The sequence below is a fragment of the Streptomyces bottropensis ATCC 25435 genome (genome assembly GCF_000383595.1).
Classification (GTDB): domain Bacteria; phylum Actinomycetota; class Actinomycetes; order Streptomycetales; family Streptomycetaceae; genus Streptomyces; species Streptomyces bottropensis.
The window spans coordinates 7,955,073-7,973,550 of the sequence record NZ_KB911581.1 but is presented as its reverse complement, the minus strand read 5'-3'; the positions used below and the strand labels follow the sequence as shown (position 1 = coordinate 7,973,550).

The window sequence follows — 18,478 nt, the reverse complement described above, 5'->3', positions numbered from 1 at the left end:
CAGGGCACCCGGCGAATCGGAGGCTGCCGCCCATGCTGGACGAATCGCTGCTAGACACCCCCGACGCCCTGTCGGAGGCCGACCGCCGCGACCTGCTGCGCGGCGCCGCCGAAGCGGGCGCGCGGGTCCGTACGGCCGTCCGCCTCGGCATCGAGGCCGGAATCCCCGACCTGAAACCGGACGGGCGCCCGCGCGCCCTCCTCATCGCGGGCCCCGGCATGGCGTCCGCGGGCGTCGCCGACCTGCTCGGCGCCCTCGCGGGGGCCAACTGTCCCCTCACCCGCCTCCACCCCACCGGCGTGGCCCCCGCTCCGGGCGCCCTCCGCTGGGAGCTGCCCGGCTGGGCGGGCCCGGTCGACCTCCTCCTGGTCGCCACCGCGGACGGCAGCGAGCCCGGCCTCTCCCTCCTCGTCGACCAGGCGTACCGCCGGGGCAGCACGGTCGTCGCCGTGGCCCCCGCCCGCACCCCCGTCGCCGAGGCCGTGGAACGCGCCCACGGCCTCTTCGTACCGATGGCGACCGGCCCGTACGAGCAGGAGGTGCCCCTCGGCGCCGCCGCCCCCGGTGTCCTGTGGGCGCTGCTCACGCCGATGCTCGCGCTGCTGGACCGCACCGGTGTCGTCGCCGCCCCGCCCGACGCCCTGCAGAAGCTCGCCGACCGCCTCGACCAGGTCGCCGAGCGCTGCGGCCCGGCCATCGCCACCTACAGCAACCCGGCCAAGACGCTCGCCGCCGAACTGGCCGACTCGCTCCCGCTGATCTGGACCGAGGGCCGGGACGCGGGCCCCGTGGGCCGCCGCTTCGCCTCCGCCCTCGCCGATCTCGCGGGCCGCCCCGCTCTGGCCGCCCAGCTCCCGGAAGCCCTCGCCGCCCACACGGTGCTGCTCTCCGGCCCGCTCGCCGCGAACGCAGACCCCGACGACTTCTTCCGCGACCGCGTCGAGGACGCGCCCGTCCTGCACGCGCGCGTGGTCCTCGTCCGCGACCGCCCGACCGGTGGGCTGAGCGCCGTCCCGGCCGCCCGCGAGCTGGCCCTCGGCCATGACACCGCGATCAGCGAGCTGGAACCGGAGGAGGGCAGCGACCTGGAAGCCCTCGCGGAGATGATCGCCATCACGGATTTCGCCGCCGTTTACCTGTCGCTCGCTTCCGGAGCCTGACCTGGACCGGGCCCGACCCGACCGGGCCCTCGGCCGGCTCCCCACCTACGGAGAAACGCACACGATGGACCGCCTCGACAACACCGTCCGCCCCTACGCCTGGGGTTCGACCACCGCCATCCCGCAGCTCCTCGGCGTGGCCCCCACCGGCGAACCGCAGGCGGAGATGTGGATGGGCGCCCACCCCGGCGCCCCCTCACGCACCGGGCGCGGCCCCCTCACCGAGGTGATCGACGCAGCCCCGGAACGCGAGTTGGGGTCCCGGGCGGTCGCCAGGTTCGGCGCCCGCCTCCCGTTCCTCCTCAAGCTCCTCGCCGCCGGCGCCCCCCTCTCCCTCCAGGTCCACCCCGACCTCGCACAGGCCAAGGAGGGATACGAGGAGGAGGAGCGGCGCGGCGTCCCGATCGACGCGGGCCACCGCAACTACAAGGACGCCAACCACAAGCCCGAACTGATCTGCGCCCTCAGCGAGTTCGACGGCCTGTGCGGCTTCCGCGACCCGGTCCAGGCCGCCGACCTGCTCGCCGCGCTGGAGGTCGACTCCCTCAAGCCGTACGTCGACCTCCTGCACGCCCACCCCGAAGAGGCCGCCCTGCGTGAGGTGTTGACGGCCGTCCTGGGCGCCGACCCCGAGGAGATGACCCACACGGTCACCGAGGCCGCGGCCGCCTGCGCCCGCCTCGGCGGCGCCTACACCCCGTACGCCGACATCGCCCACCACTACCCCGGCGACCCCGGCGTCATCGCCGCCATGCTCCTCAACCACGTACGCCTGCAGCCCGGCGAGGCCCTGTTCCTCGGCGCCGGCATCCCGCACGCCTACCTGAGCGGCCTCGGCGTCGAGATCATGGCCAACTCCGACAACGTCCTGCGCTGCGGCCTGACCCCCAAGCACGTCGACGTCCCCGAGCTCCTGCGCATCGTCCGCTTCGAGGCGACCGACCCCGGCGTCCTGCGTCCCGAGGCGTCCCCCGACGGCGAAGAGGTCTACGAGACCCCCATCGACGAGTTCCGCCTCTCCCGCTACGTCCTGCCCGAGGCCACCGCCGCACACGACCTCACCCGCGCCACCCCGCAGATCCTCCTCTGCACGGCCGGCTCGGTCCGCGCGGGCGAACACACGCTCGCCCCCGGAGAGTCCGTCTTCGTCCCGGCGGACGAGAAGGCGGAGGTGTCCGGACCGGGCACCCTGTTCCGCGCCACCGTCATCGCCTGAGCGGGCGCCACCCACGCGGAACAGGCGGCAACGCCCTTATCCACAGCCTGGCGCACCGACGCCGGACCGGGCTGCAACAATGCCCCTGCAAAAGGCGGGCAAAGCCCGGCCGGTGACGGACGGAAGCGTGGGTACCCATGTCCACGCACAGACACACGCGTAGGCGAAGGGACACCTCGGACACATGAGCGCGTCAGGCGGCACCAAGGCGATCGTGGCGGCACTCGCCGCCAACCTCGCGATCGCGGCAGCGAAGTTCGTGGCGTTCGTCTTCAGTGGCTCGTCATCGATGCTCGCGGAGTCGGTGCACTCCCTGGCCGACTCCGGCAACCAGGGGCTGCTCCTCCTCGGCGGCAAGAAGGCCAAGCGCGAGGCGACCCCGCAACACCCCTTCGGGTACGGCCGCGAACGCTACATCTACGCCTTCCTCGTCTCCATCGTCCTCTTCTCCGTCGGCGGCATGTTCGCCATCTACGAGGGCTACGAGAAGATCAAGGAACCGCACGAGATCGAGCACTGGTACTGGCCGGTCGGCGTCCTCGTCTTCGCGATCATCGCCGAGTCCTTCTCCTTCCGCACCGCGATCAAGGAATCCAACGGCCTGCGCAACGGCAGGTCCTGGACCGATTTCGTCCGTCACGCCAAGGCCCCCGAGCTGCCCGTCGTCCTGCTGGAGGACCTCGGCGCCCTCGTCGGTCTGGTCCTCGCCCTCGGCGGCGTCGGCCTCGCCCTGCTCACCGGCGACGGGGTCTGGGACGGCATCGGCACCCTCTGCATCGGCGTCCTGCTCATCTTGATCGCGATCATCCTCGCCGCCGAGACCAAGTCCCTGCTCCTCGGCGAGGCCGCCGGTGTGGAGCAGGTCAGGAAGATCGAGGCCGCGATCGTCGACGGCGACACGGTCCCCGCCATCATCCACATGCGCACACTCCACCTCGGCCCCGAGGAACTGCTGGTCGCCGCCAAGATCGCCGTCCGGCACGACGAGACGGCCACCGAGGTCGCGCGGGCGATCGACGCCGCCGAGGCCCGCATCCGCGAGGCCGTCCCGATCGCCCGTGTCATCTACCTCGAACCCGACATCTACAGCGAGGCCGAGGCCGCCAGGGGCGCCGACCCCGAGGCCGCCCCCGGCGGCCCGGCCCCCACCGCCGAGCACTGATCCACCGTCCGCACCACGGGCACCGTCGCCCCGGGGCCCGTCGCGCACGCGCGCGACGGGCCCTTTCCCCGTTCCCCCCCCGCCCGGGCCGCCGCACACGCACCCCGGCCGCGGATCGCGCCGGCCCTCACCCGCTTCGGCTCGATCCGTACGCGGGCGGACTGGGGCAGGCAGGGCCGACCGGTGTAGCTTGGGACGGAGCCAGACGTCGCTGCTGATGGCGGTCGGGCGGTCCCACCGAGGACCGGCCGAGGGAGAGAGGGCCTCCGACGGACTGCGCTGCGCGCACGCGGGCATGCCCGTGTCCCTTCGGGGCACCCCTGTGTCCGCCGCCGCGCAGACCAGCCCTATCCACCCTCGCCCCGACACACCGAGGAGCAGCTCTTCATGACGACTGTCGACAACCGGCAGGACTTCAAGGTCGCCGATCTCTCCCTGGCCGCCTTCGGCCGCAAGGAGATCACCCTCGCCGAGCACGAGATGCCCGGCCTGATGGCGATCCGCAAGGAGTACGCCGAGGCCCAGCCCCTGGCCGGCGCCCGCGTCACCGGCTCCCTGCACATGACCGTGCAGACGGCCGTTCTCATCGAGACCCTGGTCGCCCTCGGCGCCCAGGTCCGCTGGGCCTCCTGCAACATCTTCTCCACCCAGGACCACGCCGCCGCCGCGATCGCCGTCGGCCCGAACGGCACCGTGGACAACCCCCAGGGCGTCCCGGTCTTCGCCTGGAAGGGCGAGACCCTGGAGGAGTACTGGTGGTGCACCGAGCAGGCGCTGACCTGGCCGGACAGCCCCACCGGTGGCCCCAACATGATCCTCGACGACGGCGGTGACGCCACGCTCCTCGTCCACAAGGGCGTCGAGTACGAGAAGGACGGCAAGGTCCCCGCCGTCGACACCGCCGAGAACGACGAGCACCGCGTCATCCTCGAACTCCTGAACCGCACCATCACCGACGGCTCCCAGAAGTGGACCCAGCTCGCCTCGGAGATCCGCGGCGTGACGGAGGAGACCACGACCGGCGTCCACCGCCTGTACGAGATGCAGCGCGACGGCCAGCTGCTCTTCCCGGCGATCAACGTGAACGACGCCGTGACGAAGTCGAAGTTCGACAACAAGTACGGCTGCCGCCACTCCCTGATCGACGGCATCAACCGCGCCACGGACGTCCTGATCGGCGGCAAGACCGCCGTCGTGTTCGGCTACGGCGACGTGGGCAAGGGGTGCGCGGAGTCCCTGCGCGGACAGGGCGCCCGCGTCATCGTCACCGAGATCGACCCGATCTGCGCGCTGCAGGCGGCGATGGACGGCTACCAGGTCACGACCCTCGACGAGGTCGTCGAGACGGCCGACATCTTCATCACCACGACCGGCAACAAGGACATCATCATGGCCTCGGACATGGCCAGGATGAAGCACCAGGCGATCGTCGGGAACATCGGTCACTTCGACAACGAGATCGACATGGCCGGCCTCGCCAAGGTCCCGGGCATCGTCAAGGACGAGGTCAAGCCGCAGGTCCACACCTGGACCTTCCCCGACGGCAAGGTCCTCATCGTCCTGTCCGAGGGCCGCCTGCTGAACCTGGGCAACGCCACCGGTCACCCGTCGTTCGTGATGTCCAACTCCTTCGCGGACCAGACCCTGGCCCAGATCGAGCTGTTCACCAAGCCCGACGAGTACCCCACCGGCGTCTACACGCTGCCCAAGCACCTCGACGAGAAGGTCGCCCGCCTCCACCTGGCCGCGCTCGGCGTGAAGCTCACCACGCTCCGCCCCGAGCAGGCCTCGTACATCGGCGTGGCGGTCGAGGGCCCGTACAAGTCGGACCACTACCGCTACTGATCCACCCGCCGGAGGGTACGTCCGCGCACGGACGCACCCGTCCGGGCAGCAGCTCCCAGGCAGGCCCCCGCACCCCCGTGCCGGGGGCCTGCCCGCTCGCCCCGCGCTCCGCCCGTCGACCGGGCCGGCCCGTCAAGACCCAGGACCCCCATGCCCCGCGGCCGGTATTCGCTTCACGACCCGCACGACCACACCCCCCTCGCCGAAGAACACTTCCACTGCGCGCCCGGCCCGTCGGGCTGGCGCTATGTCTCGCAACTGACCACCCCGTCCGGTGATCACGCCGGTTCCGTCGACCTCGCCCTCGACGAGCTCGGCCGCCCCATCCGCCTCGAACTGCACGCCGCGAGCTGGCAGGTCCGCGGTGCCGCCCTCGACGGCGTCACCTGGGTCCGCACCGATCCCTCCGGCACGGAGGCCACCGAAGGCAACGTCCGCGCCCACGCCTTCACCGGAACCTCCCCCGCCTTCCTGATCGCCACCGCCCGCCTCCTGCGCCTCACCCCCTCCGCGCCCGCCACTCGCGTACGCCTCGTCGCCTTCACCGACCCGGTCCTCGCCCCCCGCACCCTGGACCAGTCCTGGGCGTTGATCGAAAGAGAAGCACACGCCACTGACAACGGCCCGCTGACCGTGGACACGTACCAGGTCACAGCCCTGGACACGGGTGAGCAGCACACCGTTCACCTCGCGGGCGACGTCGTCCTGGCGGCACCCGGAATCGAGCTGGAGCACCTGGAGACACCACCGTCGACGTTCGACTGAGGGCGATGCCCGCCGGACACCGGTTCGGCGAGCGGGCAGGGGCTCAGGCGGGCGGTGCGAAGCCGGTGCTCGGTCGTTCGGCAGGCGGTGCCGTCTGCGGCGTCCGCGTCGCATGCGGCGGCTGGGGTGCCACCGGCGCCTGGGGAGCGGCCGCGCCGGGCACACCGGCACGCGCGGCTCCCGCCGGCGCCGCGTACGGCGGAACGCCCGCAGGCGGAGTGGGGCTCACGTACCCCCCGGGCGGCGCGTACGCCGGAGCGACGACCACGGGCTGAGCCCCCGGCCCACCCCATCCGGCCCCTCCGGCCGACGCGCCCGGCACACCGGGCCCCCCGGCCGCGCCCGCGAACGCCTGCCGAGCCTCCCGCGCCTGCCGCTCGTGCACCACGGCCGCCAGATAGGCGCCCGGCGGCACCCCGTAGGGTGCCGGGGCTCCCGTACGTGCCGCGAGGTCCGCGGCGAGACGTTCCGCCATCGCCGCGCCGACGTGCGGGTCCAGCTGCCGCATCCGCGTCAGGTACTGGCGGACGGCCAGCCACAGCCCGTCGGGAACGGCCGACAGGTCGAGCTCGGAGAACCGCCCCACGAGCCAGGGCGGCGGCGGAGGCACGAACGCCGTCTGTCCGGTCGGCACCCGCTCCCGCACCACCAGCGTTCCCGCGAACACGTCACCCAGCCGTCGGCCCCGCGCCGAGACGAGCGAGGCGATGCACGCGACGACACCGAACGTCATCAGGATCTCGACCACTCCGACCGCGCCCCGCACCAGCGCGTGCCGGAACCGGATCGGACCTCCGTCGTCCCGCACCACCCGCAGCCCGCACGCCAGCTTCCCCAGCGAACGCCCATGAGTCAGCGTCTCCACCGCGATCGGCCCGCCCACCAGGACCAGCAGGAAACTCGCGATGGATATCGCCATCTGCGCGGCCTCGTCGAGTCCGGCCGTCGACAGCACCAGGATCAGGACCACCGCCAGGTACACGACCATGGCCACGACCAGGTCGAGCAGCACGGCCAGCGCCCGGCTCGGCAGCTTCGCGGGACGCAGCTCCAGCGCCACCGCCTCGCCCGTCACTAGCTCACTCACACCCGTAGTCCTTCCGGTTTCATCCCCTGACCTGCCCCGAGAGTGGCCAGTCTGCCAAGCTGAGGACACATCGCGCCGCAGTACGACCGGTGCGATCAGTACGACAAACCGACACGCGGTATGCAGAGGGACGAGGAGCAGCACACCCGATGGACCTCGATGTCTTCGTGTCCGCCCATCGTGCCGAGTGGGACCGCCTCGATGCCCTGCTCCGCCGTCAGCGCCGCCTCGACGGCGCCGAGGTCGACGAACTCGTCACCCTCTACCAGCGCACGGCCACCCACCTCTCCCTGATCCAGTCGAGCGCTCCCGACCCCCAGCTGACCGGACGCCTCAGCCAACTGGTGGCACGCGCGCGTAGTGCCGTGACAGGAAACCGCCGGGCCTCCTGGCGCGACGTCACCCGCTTCCTGACCCATGGCTTCCCCGCGGCGGTCTACCGCTCCCGGCACTGGTGGGTCCCCACGGCGCTGCTCTCCACGCTCGTCGCCGTGCTCCTCGGCTGGTGGATCGGCACCCATCCGGAGGTTCAGGCCTCCATCGCGGCGCCCGACGCACTGCGCGAGATGACCCGCCCCGGCGGCCAGTACGAGACGTACTACTCCAGCCATCCCGCCGCGTCCTTCGCCGCCCAGGTGTGGACGAACAACGCCCAGGCCGCCGCGATGTGCCTGGTCCTGGGCATCTTCCTGGGCCTGCCGGTCCTCTGGATCCTGCTCCTGAACATGCTCAACCTGGGCGTCGGCATGGGCCTGATGACCTCGGCCGGCCGTCTGGACGTCTTCCTCGGCCTGATCCTCCCGCACGGACTTCTGGAACTGACCGCCGTCTTCGTGGCCGCCGGCACCGGCTTGCGTCTCGGCTGGACCGTCATCGACCCGGACCTGCGCACCCGGCGTGTGGCCCTGGCCGAGGAAGGGCGGGCCGCTCTGGGCATGGCGATAGGCCTGGCGCTGGTGCTCTTCGTCTCCGGCGCCATCGAAGGCTTCGTCACCCCGTCCGGCCTGCCCACCTGGGCCCGCGTCAGCATCGGCGTCGTCGCCGAACTCGCCTTCCTCGCCTACGTCTATGTCCTGGGCGGACGGGCCGTGCGCGCCGGTGACACGGGCGACGTGGAGGAGCACGAACGCAGCGCCGCGGTCCCCACAGCCGCCTGATGTGCATCCACCCCCGCCGGGCTGTTAGTCTCGTCTTCGTTCCCGCAAGAGCCGTTGACACGGTGCGCGTGGGGAGGTAGATTAGAACAGTTGCCTAGAGGTGGACATACCCCAGGGCGCAGTGAGAATCTATCGGCTTCTCGTGAATATGATTCCCGAGAGAGCCCACCCGATGATTCGGAAACGAACGGCCGGTCAGTACGGCCAAAAGGTTCTGATAAAGTCGGACTCGCCGAAAGAAAGCCGCAAGGCAATCAATTAGGCAAGGCCTTCCAAGCGGCCACCGGAAATGAATTCCGACCGGAAACGGAACGGAAAACGGATCTGGTAAGGTTGGAAACGCAAGACCGAAGGGAAACTGCCCGGAGGAAAGCCCGAGAGTAACTTGGGTGAGTACAAAGGAAGCGTCCGTTCCTTGAGAACTCAACAGCGTGCCAAAAATCAACGCCAGATATGTTGATACCCCGTCCGCCGGGACAGTGTTCCGGTGGTCGAGGTTCCTTTGAAGTAAAACACAGCGAGGACGCTGTGAACGGTCGGGCTTATTCCGCCTGACTGTTCCGCTCTCGTGGTGTCAACCCGATTACGGGTAAACATTCACGGAGAGTTTGATCCTGGCTCAGGACGAACGCTGGCGGCGTGCTTAACACATGCAAGTCGAACGATGAACCACTTCGGTGGGGATTAGTGGCGAACGGGTGAGTAACACGTGGGCAATCTGCCCTTCACTCTGGGACAAGCCCTGGAAACGGGGTCTAATACCGGATACAACACTCTCGGGCATCCGATGAGTGTGGAAAGCTCCGGCGGTGAAGGATGAGCCCGCGGCCTATCAGCTTGTTGGTGAGGTAACGGCTCACCAAGGCGACGACGGGTAGCCGGCCTGAGAGGGCGACCGGCCACACTGGGACTGAGACACGGCCCAGACTCCTACGGGAGGCAGCAGTGGGGAATATTGCACAATGGGCGAAAGCCTGATGCAGCGACGCCGCGTGAGGGATGACGGCCTTCGGGTTGTAAACCTCTTTCAGCAGGGAAGAAGCGAAAGTGACGGTACCTGCAGAAGAAGCGCCGGCTAACTACGTGCCAGCAGCCGCGGTAATACGTAGGGCGCGAGCGTTGTCCGGAATTATTGGGCGTAAAGAGCTCGTAGGCGGTCTGTCGCGTCGGATGTGAAAGCCCGGGGCTTAACCCCGGGTCTGCATTCGATACGGGCAGACTAGAGTGTGGTAGGGGAGATCGGAATTCCTGGTGTAGCGGTGAAATGCGCAGATATCAGGAGGAACACCGGTGGCGAAGGCGGATCTCTGGGCCATTACTGACGCTGAGGAGCGAAAGCGTGGGGAGCGAACAGGATTAGATACCCTGGTAGTCCACGCCGTAAACGGTGGGAACTAGGTGTTGGCGACATTCCACGTCGTCGGTGCCGCAGCTAACGCATTAAGTTCCCCGCCTGGGGAGTACGGCCGCAAGGCTAAAACTCAAAGGAATTGACGGGGGCCCGCACAAGCAGCGGAGCATGTGGCTTAATTCGACGCAACGCGAAGAACCTTACCAAGGCTTGACATCGCCCGGAAAGCATCAGAGATGGTGCCCCCCTTGTGGTCGGGTGACAGGTGGTGCATGGCTGTCGTCAGCTCGTGTCGTGAGATGTTGGGTTAAGTCCCGCAACGAGCGCAACCCTTGTTCTGTGTTGCCAGCATGCCCTTCGGGGTGATGGGGACTCACAGGAGACTGCCGGGGTCAACTCGGAGGAAGGTGGGGACGACGTCAAGTCATCATGCCCCTTATGTCTTGGGCTGCACACGTGCTACAATGGCAGGTACAATGAGCTGCGAAGCCGTGAGGCGGAGCGAATCTCAAAAAGCCTGTCTCAGTTCGGATTGGGGTCTGCAACTCGACCCCATGAAGTCGGAGTTGCTAGTAATCGCAGATCAGCATTGCTGCGGTGAATACGTTCCCGGGCCTTGTACACACCGCCCGTCACGTCACGAAAGTCGGTAACACCCGAAGCCGGTGGCCCAACCCCTTGTGGGAGGGAGCTGTCGAAGGTGGGACTGGCGATTGGGACGAAGTCGTAACAAGGTAGCCGTACCGGAAGGTGCGGCTGGATCACCTCCTTTCTAAGGAGCACTTCTACCGATCCCTACGGGGTGAGGTCAGAGGCCAGATCATCAGCGAACGTCTGATGCTGGTTAGCTCATGGGTGGAACGTTGATTATTCGGCATCTTGAGTCATCTCAGGCTGTGAGTACTGTCCTTTCGGGGGCGTGGAAAGCTGATCGGAGTGGTGAGGGTGCCGGGCACGCTGTTGGGTGTCTGAGGGTATGGCCGTGCTTTACGGTTGCCTTCAGTGCCGGCCCCAGTGCACTCGGACTACTGGTTCGGGGTGATGGGTGGTTGGTCGTTGTTTGAGAACTGCACAGTGGACGCGAGCATCTGTGGCCAAGTTTTTAAGGGCGCACGGTGGATGCCTTGGCACCAGGAACCGATGAAGGACGTGGGAGGCCACGATAGTCCCCGGGGAGTCGTCAACCAGGCTTTGATCCGGGGGTTTCCGAATGGGGAAACCCGGCAGTCGTCATGGGCTGTCACCCTCGCCTGAACACATAGGGCAAGTGGAGGGAACGCGGGGAAGTGAAACATCTCAGTACCCGCAGGAAGAGAAAACAACCGTGATTCCGGGAGTAGTGGCGAGCGAAACCGGATGAGGCCAAACCGTATGCGTGTGAGACCCGGCAGGGGTTGCGTATACGGGGTTGTGGGATCTCTCTTTTACAGTCTGCCGGCTGTGAGACGAGTCAGAAACCGTTGATGTAGGCGAAGGACATGCGAAAGGTCCGGCGTAGAGGGTAAGACCCCCGTAGCTGAAACATTGACGGCTCGTTTGAGAGACACCCAAGTAGCACGGGGCCCGAGAAATCCCGTGTGAATCTGGCGGGACCACCCGCTAAGCCTAAATATTCCCTGGTGACCGATAGCGGATAGTACCGTGAGGGAATGGTGAAAAGTACCGCGGGAGCGGAGTGAAATAGTACCTGAAACCGTGTGCCTACAAGCCGTGGGAGCGTCGCGCATCGAGTTTACTCGGTGCGTCGTGACTGCGTGCCTTTTGAAGAATGAGCCTGCGAGTTTGCGGTGTGTTGCGAGGTTAACCCGAGTGGGGTAGCCGTAGCGAAAGCGAGTCCGAACAGGGCGATTTTAGTAGCACGCTCAAGACCCGAAGCGGAGTGATCTAGCCATGGGCAGGTTGAAGCGGAGGTAAGACTTCGTGGAGGACCGAACCCACCAGGGTTGAAAACCTGGGGGATGACCTGTGGTTAGGGGTGAAAGGCCAATCAAACTCCGTGATAGCTGGTTCTCCCCGAAATGCATTTAGGTGCAGCGTCGTGTGTTTCTTGCCGGAGGTAGAGCACTGGATAGGCGATGGGCCCTACCGGGTTACTGACCTTAGCCAAACTCCGAATGCCGGTAAGTGAGAGCACGGCAGTGAGACTGTGGGGGATAAGCTCCATGGTCGAGAGGGAAACAGCCCAGAGCATCGACTAAGGCCCCTAAGCGTACGCTAAGTGGGAAAGGATGTGGAGTCGCACAGACAACCAGGAGGTTGGCTTAGAAGCAGCCACCCTTGAAAGAGTGCGTAATAGCTCACTGGTCTAGTGATTCCGCGCCGACAATGTAGCGGGGCTCAAGCGTACCGCCGAAGTCGTGTCATTCCAGCATATAGGGCCAACGCCTGCTGGGATGGGTAGGGGAGCGTCGTGTGCCGGGTGAAGCAGCCGCGGAAGCGAGTTGTGGACGGTTCACGAGTGAGAATGCAGGCATGAGTAGCGATACACACGTGAGAAACGTGTGCGCCGATTGACCAAGGGTTCCTGGGTCAAGCTGATCTGCCCAGGGTAAGTCGGGACCTAAGGCGAGGCCGACAGGCGTAGTCGATGGATAACCGGTTGATATTCCGGTACCCGCTGTGAAGCGTCAAACACTGAACCAGGCGATGCTAAGTCCGTGAAGCCGTTCCGGACCCTTCGGGGAAAGGAAAGTGGTGGAGCCGACGGACCAGACTTGTAGTAGGTGAGTGATGGGGTGACGCAGGAAGGTAGTCCATCCCGGGCGGTGGTTGTCCCGGGGTAAGGGTGTAGGCCGTGCGATAGGTAAATCCGTCGTACTTGTGGCTGAGACCTGATGCCGAGCCGATTGTGGTGAAGTGGATGATCCTATGCTGTCGAGAAAAGCCTCTAGCGAGTTTCATGGCGGCCCGTACCCTAAACCGACTCAGGTGGTCAGGTAGAGAATACCGAGGCGTTCGGGTGAACTATGGTTAAGGAACTCGGCAAAATGCCCCCGTAACTTCGGGAGAAGGGGGGCCATCACTGGTGATCCGATTTACTCGGTGAGCTGGAGGTGGCCGCAGAGACCAGCGAGAAGCGACTGTTTACTAAAAACACAGGTCCGTGCGAAGCCGTAAGGCGATGTATACGGACTGACGCCTGCCCGGTGCTGGAACGTTAAGGGGACCGGTTAGTCACATTTCGGTGTGGCGAAGCTGAGAACTTAAGCGCCAGTAAACGGCGGTGGTAACTATAACCATCCTAAGGTAGCGAAATTCCTTGTCGGGTAAGTTCCGACCTGCACGAATGGCGTAACGACTTCTCGACTGTCTCAACCATAGGCCCGGTGAAATTGCACTACGAGTAAAGATGCTCGTTTCGCGCAGCAGGACGGAAAGACCCCGGGACCTTTACTACAGTTTGATATTGGTGTTCGGTTCGGCTTGTGTAGGATAGCTGGGAGACTTTGAAGCTCGGACGCCAGTTCGGGTGGAGTCGTCGTTGAAATACCAGTCTGGTCGTGCTGGATGTCTAACCTGGGTCCGTGATCCGGATCAGGGACAGTGTCTGATGGGTAGTTTAACTGGGGCGGTTGCCTCCTAAAGAGTAACGGAGGCGCCCAAAGGTTCCCTCAGCCTGGTTGGCAATCAGGTGGTGAGTGTAAGTGCACAAGGGAGCTTGACTGTGAGACCGACGGGTCGAGCAGGGACGAAAGTCGGGACTAGTGATCCGGCGGTGGCTTGTGGAAGCGCCGTCGCTCAACGGATAAAAGGTACCCCGGGGATAACAGGCTGATCTTCCCCAAGAGTCCATATCGACGGGATGGTTTGGCACCTCGATGTCGGCTCGTCGCATCCTGGGGCTGGAGTCGGTCCCAAGGGTTGGGCTGTTCGCCCATTAAAGCGGTACGCGAGCTGGGTTTAGAACGTCGTGAGACAGTTCGGTCCCTATCCGCTGCGCGCGCAGGAATATTGAGAAGGGCTGTCCCTAGTACGAGAGGACCGGGACGGACGAACCTCTGGTGTGCCAGTTGTCCTGCCAAGGGCATGGCTGGTTGGCTACGTTCGGGAGGGATAACCGCTGAAAGCATCTAAGCGGGAAGCCTGCTTCGAGATGAGTATTCCCACCCACTTGATGGGGTAAGGCTCCCAGTAGACGACTGGGTTGATAGGCCAGATATGGAAGCCTGGTAACGGGTGGAGTTGACTGGTACTAATAGGCCGAGGGCTTGTCCTCAGTTGCTCGCGTCCACTGTGTTGGTTCTGAAACCACGAACAACCCCATGCCATGGTCACGGTGTGGTGCGGTTGAGTGTTTCATAGTGTTTCGGTGGTCATAGCGTGAGGGAAACGCCCGGTTACATTCCGAACCCGGAAGCTAAGCCTTACAGCGCCGATGGTACTGCAGGGGGGACCCTGTGGGAGAGTAGGACGCCGCCGAACAAATATTGCGAAAGGCCCACACCTTATGGTGTGGGCCTTTCTGCGTTTCCGGACCGTTTCGGGGCTCTCCAGCCACCCCCCATATCAACCCCTCATACAAACCCCGCACATCACAGGCGCCCTGCCGCCTTCAGCGCCAGATAGGCGTCCGCGAGGGCCGGCGCCAGGTCGTCCGGGGTCGCGTCGACCACGGTGACACCGTGGCGGCGGAGTTGTTCGGCGGTGCGGTGGCGGTCCGCCTGGTACTGGGCGGCGGCCGCGGCCTCGTAGACCGCGTCCGTGGTGCCTCGGGAGTCGGCCATACGGGCGATGTGCGGGTCGGCGACCGACGCGACCAGGACCGAGTGGCGCTGCGTGAGGCGGGACAGGACAGGGAGAAGGCCCTGTTCCACGGGGGCCGCGTCGAGCGTGGTGAGCAGGACGATCAGGGCGCGGCGCGGGGCCGTACGGAGGGCGGTGGCCGCCAGGCCCCGGGCGTCCGTTTCGACGAGTTCCGGTTCGAGCGGGGCCATGGCGTTGACCAGGGACGCCAGTACGTCGCCCGCCGAGCGGCCCTGGACGAGGGCTCGGACACGCCGGTCGTAGGCGAGGAGGTCCACACGGTCGCCGGCGCGGGAGGCGAGGGCGGCGAGGAGGAGGGCCGCGTCCATGGAGGCGTCCAGGCGGGGGGCGTCGCCCACGCGGCCCGCGGAGGTGCGGCCGGTGTCCAGGACGAGGAGGATGTGGCGGTCTCGTTCGGGACGCCAGGTGCGTACCGCCACCGACGACTGGCGGGCGGTGGCGCGCCAGTCGATGGAGCGAGTGTCGTCGCCGGGGATGTACTCGCGGAGGCTGTCGAACTCCGTGCCCTCGCCCCGGGTCAGAACGCTGGTGCGGCCGTCGAGTTCACGCAGGCGCGCCAGCTTGGACGGCAGATGCTTGCGGCTGGTGAACGGGGGAAGCACGCGGACGGTCCAGGGGACCTTGTGACTGCCCTGGCGGGCGAAGAGACCGAGGGGGCCGTAGGAGCGGATCGTGACCCTGTCCGCCTGACGGTCGCCCCTGCGGGTCGGGCGCAGCCGGGTGGTGACGCGGCGGCGCTCGCCCGCCGGGATCGTGAGGCGGTGGCGGGAGGCGGCCACTTCGGTGCCGGCCGGCCAGCTGCTGGGCGGCCAGGCGTCCCGTAGGTGGGCGCGCAGGGGGCGGTTCGTGGGGTTGGTGACCGTGAGGGTGATGTCCGCGGTCTCGCCCAGGCGCGCGGAGGTGTCGCCGGAGCGAAGGAGGCCCAGGCGGCGTACTGGAGCGGCGAGGGCGTAGTCGCAGGCGCATGCCAGGGCCAGGGGGGCGTTGACGGCGAGGATGCCCGTCCAGCTGGGCTCCCAGATGCCTACAGGGAGGGCGCCGAGGGCCGCGAGGAGCGCGGCGCGTCCGGTGGGGGCCATCAGCGAGGGACGGGGACGTGGGCGAGGATCGCGTTGATGACCGAGTCGGCCGTCACGCCCTCCATCTCGGCCTCCGGGCGGAGCTGGACGCGGTGGCGGAGGGTGGGGAGGGCGAGTGCCTTGACGTCGTCCGGGATGACGTAGTCGCGGCCCGTCAGCCAGGCCCAGGCGCGGGAGGCCGCGAGGAGGGCCGTGGACCCTCGGGGGGAGACACCGAGGGTGAGGGACGGTGATTCCCGGGTGGCGCGGCAGATGTCCACGACGTAGGCGGTGATCTCGGGGGAGACGGTCGTCCTGGCCACGGCGGTGCGGGCGGCTTCGAGGTCGGCCGCGTTCGCGACGGGGCGCACGCCGGCGGCGCGCAGGTCGCGCGGGTTGAAGCCCTCTGCGTGGCGGGTGAGGACGCTGATCTCGTCCTCGCGGGACGGGAGCGGGACCGTCAGTTTGAGGAGGAAGCGGTCCAGTTGGGCTTCGGGGAGGGGGTAGGTGCCCTCGTACTCGACCGGGTTCTGGGTCGCGGCGACCAGGAACGGGTCCGGGAGCGGGCGCGGGGTGCCGTCGACCGTGACCTGGCGTTCCTCCATCGCTTCGAGGAGGGACGACTGGGTCTTGGGGGGTGTGCGGTTGATCTCGTCGGCGAGGAGCAGGTTGGTGAAGACCGGGCCGGGCTGGAAGGAGAACTCGGCGCTGCGGGTGTCGTAGACGAGGGAGCCGGTGACGTCGCTCGGCATGAGGTCCGGGGTGAACTGGACGCGCTTGGTGTCGAGTTCGAGTGCGGCGGCGAGGGCGCGGACGAGCAGGGTCTTGGCCACCCCGGGGACTCCTTCGAGCAGGACGTGTCCGCGGCACAGGAGGGCGACGACGAGTCCGGTCACGGCGGGGTCCTGGCCGACCACGGCTTTGGCGATCTCGGCGCGCAGGGCCTCCAGGGAGGCACGGGCGGTGCCCGGGTCCCCGGTGGCCGCGGCGTTGTCAGTGGTCGGGTCCATCATGAACGGCGTACCTCTCTTTCGAGGGCGTCGAGTTGGTCGGTGAGGGCGATCAGGGCCCTGTCGTCGCCGGGCGGCGGGCCGAAGAGGAGGGGGTGCAGGGGCTGTCCGTCGCCGTGGAGGTGGGCGGACAGAGCGGGGAGCAGGGCCTCGGGCGTGTGTGCCCGGGAGACGGGGACGCCGACGAGGAGGGCGAGGCGGGTGCGGGTGGTGGAGCGAAGAGCGGCGGCCGCGCGGTCGCGGGCGTCGGCCTTGCGGTAGAGGCGGGCGCGGCCTTCGACGGTTTCGGAGGCGCGGATCGCGACGGGGAGTCTCTCGGGCACCAGGGGGCCGAATCGGCGTGCCCGCCAGAAGGCCGCGAGGGCGCCGGCGAGGAAGAGCTGCAGGGTGCCCCAGAGCCAGCCCGAGGGGAGCAGGTCGATGAAGCTGCGGTTGCCCGCGTCGGGGGCCGAGTCGGCGAGCGAGGGGAGGTACCAGACCACATGGGGGCGCGAGCCGAGGAGTTGAAGGGCGAGGGAGGCGTTGCCCTGCTCGTCGAGGCTGCTGTTGAGGAGGATGTCGGGGGCGCCGAGGACGACGGTGTCGCCGTTGCCCTCGGCGGCCGGGACGCGCACCAGGGTCGGCAGGCCGTTCTCCGGGTAGCAGGTGTCGGCCGCGCCCGCGGTGACGTCGTAGCGGATCCCGCCGGTGTCGGCGCTGCCCGCGCGGCGGGCGGCGGGCAGTTCGCAGCGGGGCCTGAGGGTGGAGTCCAGGCTGAGGGCGGCGTCGGCGGTGACGCCGGGGGCGAGGGTGCTCACCGACGGGGAGCCGGGGGCCACCAGGACCGTGCGTCCGCCGGAGTTCTCGGTCGCCGCGCGCAGGCGGTTCTGCTGGGCGTCGGTCAGCAGGTCCGGGGCGGCGACCAGGAGGGTGGTGTCGGCACCTGCGGCGGTGCTCGCCCGGTCGAGGGTGGTGACCAGCCGGGTGGACACGCCCCGGTCGTCGAGGAGTTCGGCGATCGCGCGGCTGCCGTCGGTGTCGGCGGAGCGCGGATCCAGGCGGCCGTGTTCGGCGCCGGAGCGGATCACGGCGATCACGGTGGCCGCCGCCAGGAGGATCACCGCCGCGAGGACGATCCCGCGCGCGCGGGTCCACACCTGACGGGCCGTGGGCGAGGCCGAGGTGGACGGATGCGTGGCCCCGGTGGTCATTCGGCGGCTCCCGGTCGGGTGCCGAGGGCCGTGTCCGCGGTGGCGGGGGCGCTGCCCGCCAGTGCGGGCCTGGTGCGTTCCAGGTCGGTGTCGAGGGCGGCGAGCCGGAGGTACGTTTCCTCGGACGCGGATCGGCCGCCGTACGTGACATCGTCGAAGTCCCGGGCGGCGGCGCGCAGTCGGTCCGCGTGGGCGGGGAGCGCCGAGCCCGCTTCGGAGGCGGCCTCGTCGGCGGTGCGGCCGGGGCGTGCGTCGAGCAGGGCGCGTTCCTCCAGGGAGCGGACGACGGCGCGCATGCGTTCCTGGACGGCCTGGTTCCAGTGGCCCTGGGCGGCCCGCGCCTCGGCGGCCGCCCGGTGTTCGGCGGCGCTGCGGGGGCGGTCGTCGAAGAGCGCGGTGGCGGAGGCGGCGGCGCGGCGTGGGGTGCCGAGGCGCCACCACAGGGCTCCGAGGAGGGCCAGTACGGCCAGGACGATGACGACGAGGCCGAGCGGGCCGCCCGGGGTGGCGGCCGAGGCGGCGCCCAACACCTTGTCGAGCCACTCCCAGAAGGCGTCCATCGCGCGCTCGTACCAACTGGGGTCGTTCTGGTGGTACATGCCCTTGGACAGCTCGCGGCGCGCCGCCTCCCGCGCGGGGTCGCGCGGGAGGGTGAGGGGCGGCTCGTCCGCCGAGCGCCACGCCATCGGTACGGCTGTCAGTGCTCCCCCCGC

At 68.0% G+C, this 18,478-nt stretch carries 11 protein-coding genes and 3 rRNA genes; 9 read left to right on the top strand and 5 right to left on the bottom strand.

The window, feature by feature from the left end:
• Positions 1 to 32 precede the first annotated feature (32 nt).
• From STRBO_RS0135245 to STRBO_RS0135225, 5 genes are all read left to right on the top strand, one after another.
• Positions 33 to 1,160 (top strand): SIS domain-containing protein, encoded by a 1,128-nt coding sequence (locus STRBO_RS0135245; RefSeq protein ID WP_005485661.1) that lies wholly within the window; start codon positions 33 to 35, stop codon positions 1,158 to 1,160.
• Between the two features lie 64 nt (positions 1,161 to 1,224).
• A complete protein-coding gene (gene manA, locus STRBO_RS0135240) occupies positions 1,225 to 2,376 on the top strand; it encodes a mannose-6-phosphate isomerase, class I (protein ID WP_005485659.1) in 1,152 nt (383 codons plus the stop codon).
• Positions 2,377 to 2,560: 184 nt separating this feature from the next.
• Positions 2,561 to 3,538, top strand: coding sequence for a cation diffusion facilitator family transporter (locus STRBO_RS0135235; RefSeq protein WP_005485657.1), 978 nt, complete (start codon positions 2,561 to 2,563; stop codon positions 3,536 to 3,538).
• 387 nt (positions 3,539 to 3,925) lie between these two features.
• Positions 3,926 to 5,383 (top strand): adenosylhomocysteinase, encoded by a 1,458-nt coding sequence (gene ahcY, locus STRBO_RS0135230; protein WP_005485655.1) that lies wholly within the window; start codon positions 3,926 to 3,928, stop codon positions 5,381 to 5,383.
• Positions 5,384 to 5,533: 150 nt separating this feature from the next.
• Positions 5,534 to 6,148 carry a hypothetical protein gene (locus STRBO_RS0135225; RefSeq protein WP_005485654.1) on the top strand — a complete coding sequence of 205 codons (615 nt, stop codon included), beginning with the start codon at positions 5,534 to 5,536 and terminating at the stop codon, positions 6,146 to 6,148.
• A gap of 43 nt (positions 6,149 to 6,191) precedes the next feature.
• Here STRBO_RS0135225 and STRBO_RS0135220 read toward each other — a convergent pair whose 3' ends face one another.
• Positions 6,192 to 7,235: an RDD family protein gene (locus STRBO_RS0135220; RefSeq protein WP_028797026.1), complete on the bottom strand. Its 1,044-nt coding sequence runs from the start codon at positions 7,233 to 7,235 to the stop codon at positions 6,192 to 6,194.
• 149 nt (positions 7,236 to 7,384) lie between these two features.
• Between STRBO_RS0135220 and STRBO_RS0135215 the strand changes: the two genes are divergently transcribed.
• From STRBO_RS0135215 to rrf, 4 genes are all read left to right on the top strand, one after another.
• Entirely contained in the window at positions 7,385 to 8,392 is a 1,008-nt protein-coding gene (locus tag STRBO_RS0135215) for a stage II sporulation protein M (protein ID WP_005485649.1), read from the top strand.
• Positions 8,393 to 8,988: 596 nt separating this feature from the next.
• A 16S ribosomal RNA gene (locus STRBO_RS40750) occupies positions 8,989 to 10,515 on the top strand.
• 320 nt (positions 10,516 to 10,835) lie between these two features.
• Positions 10,836 to 13,959, top strand: a 23S ribosomal RNA gene (locus STRBO_RS0135205).
• Positions 13,960 to 14,048: 89 nt separating this feature from the next.
• Positions 14,049 to 14,165: ribosomal RNA gene (gene rrf, locus STRBO_RS0135200) — 5S ribosomal RNA — on the top strand.
• The 16S, 23S and 5S rRNA genes sit together here, the layout of an rRNA operon.
• A 110-nt stretch (positions 14,166 to 14,275) precedes the next feature.
• Here rrf and STRBO_RS0135195 read toward each other — a convergent pair.
• The 4 genes from STRBO_RS0135195 to STRBO_RS0135180 are packed head-to-tail and all read right to left on the bottom strand — an operon-like array spanning position 14,276 to position 18,451.
• Positions 14,276 to 15,586 (bottom strand): DUF58 domain-containing protein, encoded by a 1,311-nt coding sequence (locus STRBO_RS0135195; RefSeq protein WP_005486891.1) that lies wholly within the window; start codon positions 15,584 to 15,586, stop codon positions 14,276 to 14,278.
• Positions 15,586 to 16,575, bottom strand: coding sequence for an AAA family ATPase (locus STRBO_RS0135190; protein WP_020115588.1), 990 nt, complete (start codon positions 16,573 to 16,575; stop codon positions 15,586 to 15,588). The genes STRBO_RS0135195 and STRBO_RS0135190 overlap by 1 nt, the downstream gene beginning before the upstream one ends.
• A complete protein-coding gene (locus STRBO_RS0135185) occupies positions 16,575 to 17,765 on the bottom strand; it encodes a DUF4350 domain-containing protein (RefSeq protein ID WP_005486889.1) in 1,191 nt (396 codons plus the stop codon). The genes STRBO_RS0135190 and STRBO_RS0135185 overlap by 1 nt, the downstream gene beginning before the upstream one ends.
• Positions 17,762 to 18,451, bottom strand: a complete 690-nt coding sequence (locus STRBO_RS0135180) for a DUF4129 domain-containing protein (RefSeq protein ID WP_005486888.1) — start codon at positions 18,449 to 18,451, stop codon at positions 17,762 to 17,764. Before STRBO_RS0135180 ends, STRBO_RS0135185 begins: the two co-directional genes overlap by 4 nt.
• Between the last annotated feature and the right edge of the window lie 27 nt (positions 18,452 to 18,478).

Coding starts and splice junctions, on each gene's coding strand:
- STRBO_RS0135185 (WP_005486889.1), bottom strand. CDS start 17,765: ATGACCACCGGGGCCACGCATCCGTCCACCTCGGCCTCGCCCACGGCC.
- STRBO_RS0135195 (WP_005486891.1), bottom strand. CDS start 15,586: ATGGCCCCCACCGGACGCGCCGCGCTCCTCGCGGCCCTCGGCGCCCTC.
- STRBO_RS0135190 (WP_020115588.1), bottom strand. CDS start 16,575: ATGGACCCGACCACTGACAACGCCGCGGCCACCGGGGACCCGGGCACC.
- ahcY (WP_005485655.1), top strand. CDS start 3,926: ATGACGACTGTCGACAACCGGCAGGACTTCAAGGTCGCCGATCTCTCC.
- STRBO_RS0135235 (WP_005485657.1), top strand. CDS start 2,561: ATGAGCGCGTCAGGCGGCACCAAGGCGATCGTGGCGGCACTCGCCGCC.
- manA (WP_005485659.1), top strand. CDS start 1,225: ATGGACCGCCTCGACAACACCGTCCGCCCCTACGCCTGGGGTTCGACC.
- STRBO_RS0135180 (WP_005486888.1), bottom strand. CDS start 18,451: ATGGCGTGGCGCTCGGCGGACGAGCCGCCCCTCACCCTCCCGCGCGAC.
- STRBO_RS0135225 (WP_005485654.1), top strand. CDS start 5,534: ATGCCCCGCGGCCGGTATTCGCTTCACGACCCGCACGACCACACCCCC.
- STRBO_RS0135245 (WP_005485661.1), top strand. CDS start 33: ATGCTGGACGAATCGCTGCTAGACACCCCCGACGCCCTGTCGGAGGCC.
- STRBO_RS0135215 (WP_005485649.1), top strand. CDS start 7,385: ATGGACCTCGATGTCTTCGTGTCCGCCCATCGTGCCGAGTGGGACCGC.